Origin of the sequence: Gilvimarinus xylanilyticus (genome assembly GCF_024195295.1) — a bacterium.
GTDB lineage: Bacteria > Pseudomonadota > Gammaproteobacteria > Pseudomonadales > Cellvibrionaceae > Gilvimarinus > Gilvimarinus xylanilyticus.
This window is the reverse complement of the sequence record NZ_JAMFTH010000001.1, coordinates 1,268,639-1,281,805: the sequence shown is the minus strand read 5'-3', so window position 1 is coordinate 1,281,805 and position 13,167 is coordinate 1,268,639. Positions and strand designations below refer to the sequence as shown.

13 protein-coding genes are annotated in these 13,167 nt (G+C 55.1%); 12 read left to right on the top strand and 1 reads right to left on the bottom strand.

Going from position 1 to position 13,167, the window contains the following annotated elements:
* The first annotated feature begins 1 nt into the window (after position 1).
* Both secF and M6D89_RS05435 read left to right on the top strand, forming a co-directional pair.
* The gene (gene secF, locus M6D89_RS05440) at positions 2–1,159 is read left to right on the top strand and encodes a protein translocase subunit SecF (protein ID WP_253967010.1); all 1,158 of its coding nucleotides are present in this window, start codon (positions 2–4) and stop codon (positions 1,157–1,159) included.
* Between the two features lie 96 nt (positions 1,160–1,255).
* Positions 1,256–3,289 carry a PAS domain-containing protein gene (locus M6D89_RS05435; protein ID WP_253967009.1) on the top strand — a complete coding sequence of 678 codons (2,034 nt, stop codon included), beginning with the start codon at positions 1,256–1,258 and terminating at the stop codon, positions 3,287–3,289.
* A 30-nt stretch (positions 3,290–3,319) separates the two neighbouring features.
* Here M6D89_RS05435 and M6D89_RS05430 read toward each other — a convergent pair whose 3' ends face one another.
* Positions 3,320–4,123: an inositol monophosphatase family protein gene (locus M6D89_RS05430; protein ID WP_253967008.1), complete on the bottom strand. Its 804-nt coding sequence runs from the start codon at positions 4,121–4,123 to the stop codon at positions 3,320–3,322.
* 227 nt (positions 4,124–4,350) lie between these two features.
* On the opposite strand from M6D89_RS05430, the gene trmJ reads away from it, so the two are divergent.
* From trmJ to csdE, 10 genes are all read left to right on the top strand, one after another.
* Positions 4,351–5,136: a tRNA (cytosine(32)/uridine(32)-2'-O)-methyltransferase TrmJ gene (gene trmJ, locus M6D89_RS05425; protein WP_253967007.1), complete on the top strand. Its 786-nt coding sequence runs from the start codon at positions 4,351–4,353 to the stop codon at positions 5,134–5,136.
* A 156-nt stretch (positions 5,137–5,292) separates the two neighbouring features.
* Entirely contained in the window at positions 5,293–5,766 is a 474-nt protein-coding gene (gene iscR / locus M6D89_RS05420) for a Fe-S cluster assembly transcriptional regulator IscR (RefSeq protein ID WP_253967006.1), read from the top strand.
* Between the two features lie 12 nt (positions 5,767–5,778).
* Positions 5,779–6,921 carry a cysteine desulfurase family protein gene (locus M6D89_RS05415; protein ID WP_253967005.1) on the top strand — a complete coding sequence of 381 codons (1,143 nt, stop codon included), beginning with the start codon at positions 5,779–5,781 and terminating at the stop codon, positions 6,919–6,921.
* A 110-nt stretch (positions 6,922–7,031) separates the two neighbouring features.
* A complete protein-coding gene (gene sufB, locus M6D89_RS05410; RefSeq protein ID WP_253967004.1) occupies positions 7,032–8,468 on the top strand; it encodes a Fe-S cluster assembly protein SufB in 1,437 nt (478 codons plus the stop codon).
* Between the two features lie 45 nt (positions 8,469–8,513).
* Positions 8,514–9,263 (top strand): Fe-S cluster assembly ATPase SufC, encoded by a 750-nt coding sequence (gene sufC, locus M6D89_RS05405; protein WP_253967003.1) that lies wholly within the window; start codon positions 8,514–8,516, stop codon positions 9,261–9,263.
* The gene (sufD, locus tag M6D89_RS05400; protein ID WP_253967002.1) at positions 9,263–10,573 is read left to right on the top strand and encodes a Fe-S cluster assembly protein SufD; all 1,311 of its coding nucleotides are present in this window, start codon (positions 9,263–9,265) and stop codon (positions 10,571–10,573) included. Before sufC ends, sufD begins: the two co-directional genes overlap by 1 nt.
* Positions 10,530–11,783: an aminotransferase class V-fold PLP-dependent enzyme gene (locus M6D89_RS05395; protein WP_253967001.1), complete on the top strand. Its 1,254-nt coding sequence runs from the start codon at positions 10,530–10,532 to the stop codon at positions 11,781–11,783. The genes sufD and M6D89_RS05395 overlap by 44 nt, the downstream gene beginning before the upstream one ends.
* A gap of 13 nt (positions 11,784–11,796) precedes the next feature.
* Positions 11,797–12,159 carry a HesB/IscA family protein gene (locus M6D89_RS05390; RefSeq protein ID WP_253967000.1) on the top strand — a complete coding sequence of 121 codons (363 nt, stop codon included), beginning with the start codon at positions 11,797–11,799 and terminating at the stop codon, positions 12,157–12,159.
* An 8-nt stretch (positions 12,160–12,167) separates the two neighbouring features.
* Entirely contained in the window at positions 12,168–12,707 is a 540-nt protein-coding gene (gene sufT / locus M6D89_RS05385) for a putative Fe-S cluster assembly protein SufT (protein WP_253966999.1), read from the top strand.
* Positions 12,708–13,136, top strand: coding sequence for a cysteine desulfurase sulfur acceptor subunit CsdE (csdE, locus tag M6D89_RS05380; RefSeq protein ID WP_418930339.1), 429 nt, complete (start codon positions 12,708–12,710; stop codon positions 13,134–13,136).
* The last annotated feature ends 31 nt before the right edge of the window (positions 13,137–13,167 follow it).

The window sequence follows — 13,167 nt, the reverse complement described above, 5'->3', positions numbered from 1 at the left end:
CATGTCTGAGCAAAAAATATTGAATTTTATGGGGGCTCGCATCCCCGCGACCGCGCTTTCTGTGATTATGCTAGTGGTTGCCATCGGCGCACTGGCGATGAATGGCTTAAAGCTGGGGCTGGATTTTACCGGGGGGGCTCAGGTTGAAGTTAGCCTGTCCGAGCCGGCCGATATTCCCCAGATACGTGGCATATTGGATGAGCAGGGGCTAAACAACCCGGTGGCTGTGCTTTTTGGCTCAGACACCGAGGTGTTAATTCGCACCCAGGGCGCTATGAGCGATGGCGGTGAAACCGCGCTTAAGCGCCGTTTGGCGGCGCTGGGAGATGGTGCCGAATTAGCCGCGATTAATCGTGCCCCGCGCGATCAAAGTGGTTTTTCCCAGCAGCTGGTCTTTACGGGGGCTGAGCAATCGCAGCTGACCTCGGATGATATTTTGCCGTCTCGCTTTTTTGGCGAGGTGCGTGCAACAACGGACACTGCCGGGGTTAGCATTTTAGTCGAGAACTCGCTGGATGCCGCCTATACTCAGGAATTGCTGGAAGTATTGGCGGAACAAACCGGTAGTGAGGTCGAGCTTCGCCGCAGCGAGTATGTAGGCCCGCAAATTGGCGAAGAGTTGCGCGATGAAGGCGGCTTGGGCATGCTGCTGGCGCTGGGCGTGGTCATGCTTTATGTGGCGGTTCGCTTCCAGTTTAAATTTTCGGTGGGGGCTGTGCTGGCGCTGGTGCACGATGTGATTATTGTGCTGGGCTTTTTCGCGCTGTTGCAGATTGATTTCGATTTGACAGTGCTCGCGGCCGTGTTGGCGGTAATTGGTTACTCGCTAAACGATACCATCGTGGTGTTTGACCGGGTGCGTGAGAACTTCCGCCGCATGCGCAAAGGCTCGCCAGCGGACGTGATTAACGCATCTCTCACGCAAACTCTAGAGCGTACCTGTATTACCTCGTTAACCACCTTGCTGGTGTTGTTTATGCTGCTGATTTTTGGTGGCGAGCTGATCAGTGGTTTTGCTACGGCATTGATCGTGGGCGTGGTTGTGGGTACCTACTCATCGGTCTATGTGTCGGCAAATACCTTAATGTGGATGCATGTCAGTAAGGAAGATTTGATGCCCCCCGAAAAAGAGGGCAGCGAAGTGGATGAGATGCCATAGCTTCGCGACAACTGATCGAAAAGCCCGCGCTCGTGCAGTGCGGGCTTTTTTTTTGCCGGAAAACAAGGGTATGCTTGCAGCTTAAGCGGAGGCCCTATGAACGTCGAACCCACTACAATCAGTATGTCCCAGCCGCTCGATGGCTTAACCGCCAGCGAATTACGTGGCTTGGTAGAGCGCTATCGGCGTATTTTTTGTGGCAGTGGTTATGGGTTTTGGGAGTGGGACTTAGACACTCACAGCATCGACTGGTCCGGCGGTTTCTGGGAGTCGATTGGTTATGACGACGAAGATCGCAAGCGCTTGACCGATGCCCGCGAGCTACCGGCTTTTATCCACCCTGACGATGTCGAGCAAATGTTCGAGTCGGTGCGCGAGCATCTTCGTAGCGCCGAACCCTTGTATACCTGCTACCGGGTAATGACGAAAGACGGGGATTATATCTGGACTCAGGTTCGGGCCGACTCTATCCGCGATGAAACCGGAAGAGCAAAATATTTGTCCGGGGTTAATTTTGATATCTCCGAATTAAAAGACGTCGAGGCTGCGTTGCGCGAAAGTGAGGCGCGCCAGGCGCGGATTATTCAGGCTTCTAACGACGGCATTTGGGAGTGGTATGCCGATCGCAATGCCTTCCACTTCTCGTCGCGTTGCTGGGAGCATCTGGGTTACAGCCAGGAGGACGATATGATGGTAGGCGGCGAAGATCGTATGCGGCGCTGGCGCAATCATATTTACCCTCAGGATTTACCTCTGTTCGATCGCGCTCTCGAGCGCCATTTAACCTTGCAGGAGCCTTTTGATATCGAGTACCGCGTAACCGCGAAGGACGGTGAGATTCGTTGGATCAGAGCGCGGGGCAAAGCCAGCTTTGACTTTGATGGTAAGCCCACTCGAATGTCGGGCACCAATATGGATATTACTCATATTAAACGTGCCGAAGAGCGGGTGCTGCGCGCCAAGGTGCAGGCCGAGAAAGCCAATAGCGCCAAAAGCGAATTTCTCTCCAGTATGAGTCACGAATTGCGTACGCCTTTGAATGCTATTCTTGGCTACGCCCAGCTGTTCGAGTTTGATAACAACTTAAAGGACGTGCAGAAGGACAATATTCACGAAATCCGCGCCGCCGGCGAGCATTTACTTAAGCTGATTAACGATGTATTGGACTTGGCCAAAATTGAATCCGGGGCGGTTAAGGCGAATTTGCAGAGTGTTCTGGTCAGCCGTTTGCTGGAGGATTGCGCTACCTTAATTAGGCCCCAGGCCGACGCTCGCGGCTTGGTGTTACGCATGAATTTTCACGGTTTGGAGGATGTCTGTGTGGAGGCCGACCAAGTACGGCTTAAGCAAGCATTGCTCAACCTTATGAGCAATGCGGTGAAATACAACAAGGTGGGTGGCCAGATTGATGTCAGTCTTCACGAGGCGCCCGGCCGACAGCTGCGGGTTATGGTTAGTGACACGGGCACGGGCATTGAAGAGAGTCGCCGCGCCGAAGTCTTCCAGCCGTTTAATCGCCTGCATGCCGAGATGAGTAAAATTGAAGGCTCCGGAGTCGGTTTGGTTATTACCAAGCAGCTTATCGAAAGCATGAATGGGCAGATCGACTTCTCCAGCGAGCCCGGGCAGGGCACGCGGTTCTGGATCGATTTGCGGCAAACCGAGCGCACCCATGTCGCGCCGCCGGTCGCTGAGGTGTCCTCTCCGGCCGGCGAGCCTGTGGAGTTGTGTGTCGCCGGAGCGCAGCGAGTGCTGTATATCGAGGACAATGCCACCAACATCAAGTTGTTACAGCACTTTTTTAGTCGCTACCAAAACTTTTCTCTGGAGATCGCCGAAGAGCCTTTCTGGGGGATTTATCGGGCTCGCCAGATGCGCCCGGACGTGATTATATTGGATGTTAATTTGCCCGGGCTGGATGGCTATGAGGTGTTAAAAGTTCTGCAAAACGACCCGGCTACCCGCGCGATACCCGTGATTGGCTTATCCGCTAATGTGATGTCGATCGATCTAGAAAAGGGGCGTGAAGCTGGGTTTTACGAATATTTAACCAAACCGTTGCAGGTGAACCGGCTGGTAGCGACACTGAATCAGTTATTGGGTGGTGCGCGCGAACAGGTGCAAGCGTAGCCGGATATCCGGCACGCTCGCAGGGCGTGTTTAGCGAATATGCCCCATATGCTTTTTCACAATTTGCAGTACCGGCTTAAATACTTTGGGGCTTCCGCAGACCACATGGCCGGTTTCAAAGTGTGTGTTGCCGCCGTTAAAGTCGCTGACCAGGCCGCCCGCTTCTTTAACCAATAATAGACCGGCGGCGGTATCCCACTGGTTTAGGTTCATTTCCCAAAACGCGTCGAAACGACCAGCGGCCACGTAAGCCAAATCCAGTGCTGCCGAACCCGGGCGGCGAATGCCCGATGTTTGCCCGGCAATTTCCTGTACCGCAGCCAGGTAGGCCGAAATATGCTCCAGCGCGTAACCGCTAAAGGGAATGCCGGTACCGATTAATGCGCCGGGAAGGCCCTTGCGGTTGCTGACGCGGATGCGGCGACCATTAAGGGCTGCGCCGCGACCGCGACTGGCGGTAAATTCTTCGCGTTTGATGGGGTCGTAGACCACGGCGTGCTCCAGCTGGCCCTTAATGCGGCAAGCGATGGACACGGAAAAGTGGGGAATGCCGTGAATAAAATTGGTGGTGCCGTCCAGCGGATCGATAATCCACTCGATATCGGTATTGCTGCCGGGCTGGGAGCCGCCTTCTTCACCCAGAATGCTGTGATCGGGGTAGGCCTTTTTCAGGTGGTAGATAATTTCTTTCTCGGCCGCTTTGTCCACTTCGGTGACAAAATCATTGCGACTTTTCTCTTCGATGGCGACAACGTCCAGGCGCTCGGTAGCGCGCTCGATCAATTCGCCGGCCTTGCGCGCCGCGCGCAGGGCAATATTCAGCATGGGTTCCATGGGGCACCATATTTGGAAAAATAACTTAAAGAACGGGGCCGGTTAGGCCAGAGGCGGCGATTATAGCAATACCGGCCAGTGGCACCAAGAAAAACCACCGCTGAGTGTCAATTGAAGGCTTTGCCAGTACGAGCGGGCAGATTCATAGCGTCGCCCCTACGCCAATTAGGGCAACTTTGCTAGAATGCCGCGTTTTGAGCGCGCCGCGCACCGACCGAGATTAGATCATGAGTGAACAGCTGCTGGATAATGTACGAGTGGTTTTGGTGAATACCTCCCACCCGGGCAATATTGGGGGCGCCGCACGGGCGCTCAAGAATATGGGTTTATCGCGCCTGTACCTGGTTGCCCCCAAAGAGTTTCCCGCCGAAAAAGCGGTGTGGCGCGCCGCCGGTGCGCTGGATGTGCTGGATAATGCGGTAGTGGTTGAAACTCTGGACGAAGCCATTGCCGGGTGTGGCCTGGTGGTGGGCACCAGCGCGCGCGAACGCCGTATTCCTTGGCCGCTGGTTAATCCGCGCGAATGTGCCGAAAAAGCCATTCACGAGGCCGAGGCGCACGAGGTGGCGATCTTGTTCGGTCGCGAAGACCGCGGCTTGACCAATGAGGAGCTGCACAAGTGCCACTATCATGTCCATATTCCCGCCAACGAAGAATACAGCTCACTCAATTTGGCGGCGGCGGTTCAGGTGCTGTCCTACGAGTTGCGCATGGCGTGGCTGACGCACAAAGAGGGCAAGGCCCCAAGTTTTAGTGATTGGGATGTGCCGCCCGCCAAGGTCGACGCCCTGGAGCGTTATTACGAACATTTGCAGGGTACTTTGGAAGATCTAGGCTTTCTCGAGCCCGACAATCCGCGCCAGACCATGACCCGCCTGCGTCGTCTTTACAACCGCATCCGCCTGGATGAGATGGAGTTGTCCATTTTGCGCGGTGTGCTGACGGCTACCCAAAACTACATCTTTCATGCCGAGCGCAAGCTGGCGGATCGCTCCGACGACGCTGACGCCTAGTCGGTGTGGGGCAACCCCCCGACCTTCAATGCGCCCGCCAGGGCGCCCAGATGGCGCGGGACTTGGAATTCGCGGAATAGTTGAGTAAAATACTCAGTTATTATGGAGCCTTAACCAGAAGGCGCCGCAATCCGCTGAACGTCACACTTAGCTACCATGCGATTGACTACCAAAGGCCGCTACGCGGTAACAGCCATGTTGGATCTCGCGCTGCACTGTGGTGCAGGGCCGGTCAGTCTTGCCGATATTTCCGAGCGGCAGGGTATTTCTCTGTCTTATCTAGAGCAGCTGTTTTCCAAGTTGCGCCGCGAAGCTCTGGTGCAGAGTGTGCGCGGCCCAGGCGGCGGATATCGTTTGGCGGTAGAGGCATCCAGTGTCTCTATTGCCCATGTGGTGGATGCGGTCAGCGAATCGCTGGATGCGACCAAGTGTCAGGGTAAGGGCGACTGTCAGGATGGGGAGATCTGTATTACCCATCATCTGTGGCAGGACCTGAGTCGACAGATACACGATTTTCTCAATGGTATTACCCTGGCCGATCTGGTGTCCCGGCGGGACATTCAAAACGTTTGCGAACGTCAGGATAGCCGTCATTTCGAGCAGCAGATCGCCTGCAGTGATATTTCCTAAGGTGGGGGCCGTATGCAGCCAATCTATTTAGATTACGCCGCCACCACCCCGGTTGACTCTCAGGTGGCCCAAGCCATGAGTGAGTGCCTGGAACGGGACGGTAAATTTGCCAACCCCGCCTCGCGCTCGCACCTGTACGGGTGGCAGGCCGAAGAGGCGGTGGAAGCCGCGCGCGGCCAGGTGGCGGCTTTACTGGGCGCCGATGCGCGGGAAGTTGTCTGGACCAGCGGCGCGACCGAGTCAAACAATTTGGCGCTAAAAGGCTTGTGCCAGCCGGGCGATCATTTGCTGGTCTCCGCCATTGAGCACAAAGCCGTATTGGACCCGGCTGAATGGTTGGCGGGGCAAGGGGCCGAGGTCTCGTATGTCGAGCCCGATACCACCGGGCAGGTGAGTGCGGAGGCGGTGGAGGCCAGTATTCGGCGCAATACGCGCCTGGTGAGCGTTATGTTCGCCAACAATGAGCTGGGCACCCTCAATCCGATTGCCGAGATTGCCCAGGTGTGTCGTAAGCACCAGTGCTTGCTGCATGTGGACGCGGCACAAGCCGTGGGAAAAATTCCCGTAGATGTTAAAGCTCTGGGTGTTGATCTGTTATCGGTGTCGGCGCACAAGCTCTATGGCCCCAAGGGTATCGGTGCACTTTATGTGCGCCGCAGCCCCGAGATTAACGTGATGGCACAGATTCACGGTGGCGGTCACGAGCGAGGAATGCGCTCGGGGACTCTGCCTACCCACCAGTGTGTGGGCATGGGGTTAGCGTGTGAACTTGCAGAGCAGAATATGGAGCGCGACCGGGCGAATATTGGCGCGCTGCGGGATACGCTCTGGCAAGGCATAAAGAATTTGCCGGGGGTGCGTTTAAACGGCCACCCCAGTGATCGGTTGTACAGCCATTTAAATGTCGCCTTTGACGGTGTCGATGGCGAGATGCTGTTGCTTAGTTTGCGGCGTTTGGCTGTTTCCTCCGGTTCGGCCTGCACATCGGCCACGATGTCGCCCAGTTATGTGTTAAAGGCCATCGGTTTAAGTGATGCCGAAGCGCTATCGTCTCTGCGAATCAGTTTAGGGCGTTACACCGACGAGCAACAGGTGCAGCAGGCAATCGCGCACATTATCGACGTGGTCGGCAAGTTGCACACCAAGGCCAGTTAAAAGTTAAACAAGACGGTTGAGAAAACCGCTTTCGCGCAGCCATAAGCTGCAAGTGATTAGCACGGCGGGCAAAGCCTGCCACTTCACGCGAGGTGAAGAAGAGGTGAAAGATGTCTGAACAGGTAGAGCACCTTATCAGAAAAGAATACGCTGCGGGTTTTCACACAGCGATTGACACAGATACGATCCCGCCGGGTCTTAACGAAGACGTGGTGCGCTTTATTTCCGCCAAAAAGAACGAGCCCGAGTGGTTGCTCGAGTGGCGTTTACAAGCGTTTCGCGCCTGGCAGGAAATGGATGAGCCCGAGTGGGCTCACGTGGATTATCCCAAAGTGGATTATCAGTCTATTTCTTACTTTTCATCGCCCAAAAGTATGGACGATAAACCCAAAAGTTTGGACGAAGTAGACCCCAAGCTGCTGGAGACCTACGAAAAGCTGGGCATTCCTCTGCACGAGCAGGAAATGCTTGCCGGGGTGGCCATGGATGTGGTGTTTGACTCGGTCAGCGTGGTCACCACCTTCCGCGAAAAACTGGAAGAGGCGGGCGTTTTGTTTTGCTCGATCAGCGAGGCAGTGGAAAAATACCCTGAGCTGGTGAAAAAACACTTGGGTTCAGTGGTGCCGCAAAAAGATAACTATTTTGCCGCACTTAACTCGGCTGTGTTTTCCGACGGTTCGTTCGTGTACATCCCCAAAGGGGTGCGCTGCCCCATGGAGCTGTCTACTTATTTTCGGATTAACGAGCAAAATACCGGGCAGTTTGAGCGTACCTTAATCGTCGCCGAAGAGGGCGCTTACGTAAGCTACCTCGAAGGCTGCACCGCGCCCATGCGTGATGAAAACCAATTGCACGCCGCTGTGGTTGAGCTGGTGGCAAAAGATAACGCCGAAATTAAGTACTCCACGGTGCAAAACTGGTATCCGGGTGACGAAGACGGCAAGGGCGGCATTTACAACTTTGTGACCAAGCGCGGGGTTTGCCACACCAGTGCGAAAATAAGCTGGACGCAGGTGGAAACCGGCTCTGCGGTCACTTGGAAATATCCCAGCTGTGTGTTGCGTGGCGATAACAGTGTGGGTGAGTTCTACTCGGTAGCGCTTACCAATAACCATCAGCAAGCCGACACCGGCACCAAGATGATTCACATTGGGAAAAACACTCGCTCGACCATTATTGCCAAAGGTATTTCGGCAGGTAAAAGCGATAGTAGCTACCGCGGTTTGGTCCGTATGAATCCCGGTGCCGACGGCGCGCGTAACTTTACCCAGTGCGACTCGCTGTTGATTGGCGATAAGTGTGGGGCGCACACCTTTCCCTATATCGAAAGCAAAAACCCCAGCGCGGTTATCGAGCACGAAGCAACCACCTCCAAGGTGAGTGACGATCAAATGTTTCTGTGTCAGCAGCGCGGGCTGGACCCGGAAAAAGCCGTGTCTATGATCGTAAACGGTTTTTGCCGCGAAGTGTTTAAAGAGTTGCCCATGGAGTTCGCCGTCGAGGCGGGCAAGTTACTGGAAGTGAGCCTTGAAGGTTCGGTGGGTTAACGAACAAATAACAGGTAATCCTGTTCAACACGAGACAATGAAATCATGCTGAGCATTAACAACCTCTGCGCAAGTGTAGAAGACAAACAGATTTTGAAAGGCCTGGGCTTAGACGTTAAGCCCGGCGAAGTGCACGCGATAATGGGCCCCAACGGTGCGGGTAAAAGTACCCTGGGTAGCGTGTTAGCCGGTCGTGAAGCCTTTGAAGTAACCGAAGGTTCGGCGCAATTCGACGGAGAAAACTTATTGGAGATGGACGTCGAAGAGCGCGCCCGTGCGGGCTTGTTCTTGGCGTTTCAGTATCCGGTGGAAATTCCGGGCGTCAGCAACATGGAATTTTTAAAAGCCTCGGTCGATGCCGTGCGCACCCATCAGGGCAAGCCCGAGCTTTCCAGTGTCGAGTTTATGAAGCTCGCGCGCGAAACCAGCAAAAAAGTAAAGCTGGACCAGGGTTTTTTAAAGCGCGGCGTTAATGAAGGTTTTTCGGGCGGCGAGAAAAAGCGCAACGAAATTATGCAAATGATGCTGCTCGAACCCAAGTTGTGCATTTTGGACGAAACTGATTCGGGCTTGGATATCGATGCCCTGCAAACCGTTGCCGATGGCGTTAATGCCATGCGCAGTCCCGAGCGTAGCTTTATTGTGGTGACTCACTACCAGCGCCTACTCGATTACATCGTTCCAGATTACGTACATGTATTGGCCGATGGCAAGATTGTAAAATCTGGCGATAAGTCTCTGGCTAAGGAGCTTGAGGCCAAGGGGTACGGCTGGCTTGAAGGCGAGGTGGCCTAATGGGGGATTTGCAAACCGCCGCTTTGGCGCTTGCGGGTTCGCAGCAGGCCCCGGACTGGCTCGCCAGTGTGCGTCAGCGCGGCGCTCAGCGCTTTGCTGCTACGCCTTGGCCTAACCGTCGCACTGAACAGTGGAAATACACACCCCTTAGCGCTTTAAGTGGCAAAAGCGTTCAGCTGCCCGAGCCTTCAGGCTACAAGGTGCCCGAGGCCGACCTGATAGATGTCGATGCCTATCGTCTGGTGTTTATTAATGGCGTGTATAGCCCGGATCAGTCGGACAGCTTGCCGCCTGAGGTGGCAAGCTTTAGCGGTGTTAACGACGACCAAGTAGCGCTTTTGCAAAACCATTTGGGGCGTTTGGCCGACAGCTCGGCACATTTGTTCGCTGCCCTGGGCGAGGCGACCTCGGCCGAAGGTTTGGTGGTGCATGTAAAAGCGGGGCAGAGTCTCGATAAGCCTGTTTATGTGGTTAATTACTCTGTCGGCGAGCAGAGCTTTTTAGCGTCCACCCGGGTGCTAGTGGTTTTAGAGGCGGGCGCCGAGGCTGAAGTGGTCGAGCAGTTTTTATCCGCTACCGACGATCAGGCGAATCTCGTTACCGCCCATACTGAAATTGTCTTGGGCGATAACGCCCGGGTTAAGCACTATCGGCTGAATCTTGAGCACGAAGGCATTACCCACGCCGGGGGTGTGTTTGTCGAGCTTGGGCGCGACGCTCACTTTGATGGTTTTGCGATTGCTAAAGGCGCTGAATTAATCCGCAACGATTACCTGCTGATTCATCGCGGTTCGGGAGCGCACGTGGAGCTTAACGGTGTCTACATGCCGCGCGGCCGACAAGTGGTGGACTACCACACGAATGTCCAGCACCGTGTGCCCCATTGCACCAGTAACGAAGTGTTTCGCGGCATTATCGGCGATCGCGCCAAAGCGGTGTTTAATGGCCGCATTCACATATTTGCAGACGCCCAGAAAACCCTGGCGGAGTTGTCCAACAAAAACCTGTTGACCTCTAACCGCGCCGAAATCGATACCAAGCCCGAGCTGGAAATTTACGCCGATGACGTCAAGTGTGCGCACGGCGCTACTGTGGCGCAATTGGATGATGAGGCGATTTATTACTTGCAGACGCGCGGTATCGACAAAGAGCGGGCGCAGGTCATGATGAGTTTTGGTTTTATTAACGAACTTATTTCAAACATTCAAAACGAGGCGGTTATGAATTATCTGCTGCCCGTGTTGGCAAAGCAGTTTGGCCGCGAAAATGATCTGTTGCAGTTGGAGGCCGATACCCTTGACGCTCTTTGATGCCCAGGCGGTACGCGCCGAGTTTCCGATTTTGCAGCAGCAGGTCAATGGCCACCCGTTGGTGTACTTGGATAATGCGGCAACTACGCAAAAACCCGAAAGCGTGATTGAGGCTATCGCTGACTATTACCGGTTTGACAACTCGAATGTACACCGCGGCGCCCACGCCCTGAGTGATCGGGCCACGGAAAAGTTTGAAGGCGCACGCAACAAGGTGGCGGCGTTTATTAATGCCGAGTCCAGCGCGCAGGTGTTGTGGACACGAGGCACCACCGAGGGGGTTAATCTGGCAGCCGCGAGCTGGGGGCGCGCCCATTTAAAAGCGGGCGATCGCGTATTGGTCTCCGCTATGGAGCACCACTCGAATATTGTGCCTTGGCAGATGATCGCTGAAAGCTGCGGCGCTCAGGTCGAGCCGATTCCGGTGGACGATTTGGGCGTGATTGATTTGGACGCGCTGGATGCCTTGTTGGACGAGCGGGTGAAGATGGTCTCTGTGGGGCATGTGTCCAATGCTCTGGGTAGTATTAACCCGGTGGATGAGATTATTGCCAAGGCTCACGCTGTGGGGGCCAAGGTGTTATTGGACGCCGCCCAGTCTATCGCCCACTGGTCGCTGGACGTACAGCAGCTCGATTGTGACTTTTTGGTTTTTTCGGCCCATAAAATGTTCGGCCCCACCGGTATGGGTGTGCTTTACGGTAAGCGCGAGCTGCTGGATTCGATGCCCCCTTATCAAGGTGGTGGGGAAATGATTGAGTCGGTCAGCTTTGCCGGCACCGTTTACAACAAGCTGCCTTACAAGTTTGAGGCAGGTACTCCCAATATCGCCGGTGCTATTGGCATGGGAGCGGCGGTGGATTTTATTCAGGGGTTGGATCGCCAGGCGGCGGATGCCCATGAAAAGCAATTGTTGCAATCGGCCGAGCTGGCGCTCAACAACCTGGGTGGTTTTCGCCTGGTTGGGTGTTCGCCCAACAAAGTGGCGGTAATGAGTTTTGTCGCCGACTTTGCTCACCCGCAAGACATCGGCATGATTCTGGATCAGCAGGGCATTGCGGTGCGCACCGGGAATCACTGCGCTCAACCCATTATGGATCAGTATGGCTTGCCGGGAACCGTGCGCGCGAGTTTCAGTCTCTACAACACTCAGGCAGATATCGAGGCGCTGATGCAGGGCCTCGAGAAAGCCAAAATGTTCTTAGCCTAAGGCGAGGTTTGCCATGACGGTACAAGATTTCGATCCGCAAGCCGCTCCGGTAGAAATAACCGACCAGGCGGCCGCTCATTTTAGAAAGCAGTTGGCCGCCGATAGCGGCGACGCTAAAGGCGTGCGTCTATCCATCAAAGAAAGCGGTTGCACGGGCTACATGTATGTATTGGATTTGGTGGCCCAGCCCGAGCCGGGCGATCAGGTTATCTCATTGGCCGATGGCGTCGAGGTCTATCTGGACCCGGCCAGTTTGCCGGTGATTTCGGGCACAAAAATCGACTTTATCACCGAGGGTGTCAATCGGCAGCTCGCCTTTATTAACCCCAATGCCCGGGATTACTGCGGCTGCGGAGAGAGTTTTAACATCGGTTAGGAATAGCTATGGCCGCAGAACGCGAAATGGTAGTCACTCTGGCTGACTGCCCTGCACGGCGAGTGCCCGACGGTACGCCTGTGACAATCCCCAAAGACACCTTTGTTACCATCACCCAGGCGCTGGGGGGGAACTATACCCTGAGCTTTCAGGGACAGATGGTGCGGGTAGACGGCCTGGATGCCGAAGCGATCGGCAAGGAGCCCGAACAGCTGAATTTTACCGATCCGGGCGATGGCCAAATACGCGAAAGCCAGGTGTGGGATGCTCTCAAAACCGTGTTTGACCCGGAAATTCCGGTGGATTTGGTCAACCTGGGGCTTATCTATACCCTGGATATCGACCAGGATCGAGGTCACGTGGGTATCACCATGACATTAACGGCGCCCGGTTGCGGCATGGGCCCTGTGCTGGTGGGCGATGTCGAGTACCGCGTGGGCCGGGTGCCCAATGTCCAGGAGGTAGAGGTCGAGCTGGTGTTCGATCCGCCCTGGAGCCGCGAGATGATGAGTGAAGAGGCGCAACTTGAAACGGGCATGTTTTTTTAAATGGGGCAGGGCGTGACAGAATTTGGTGTAGAGGTAACCTCCGACGATATTATCGATACCCTGGGCTTTTTTGACGGCTGGGAAGATCGTTACAAGTATATTATCGATTTGGGTAAAGAGCTCCCGCCTCTGGCGGAGGAGCACAAAACCGAGGCAAATCTGGTGCGCGGCTGTCAGAGCCAGGTCTGGCTGATCAGTGAGGCGCGCGATGGGCGATTGTTCTTTTACGCCGACAGCGATGCCTTTATCGTTAAAGGGTTGCTGGCGGTGGTGTTGGCGGCCTATAACGGCAAAACCCCGGCCGAGGTCAGTGCGTTTGATATTGATGCCTATTTTGCCGAGCTTAATTTGCTGAACCACCTGAGTTCGACCCGGGGCAATGGTCTGAAAGCCATGGTGCAGAAAATTCAGGCCATCGCCGCCCAATAACCCGCGCAGCCAGCCCCGGCAAAGGCTGAAT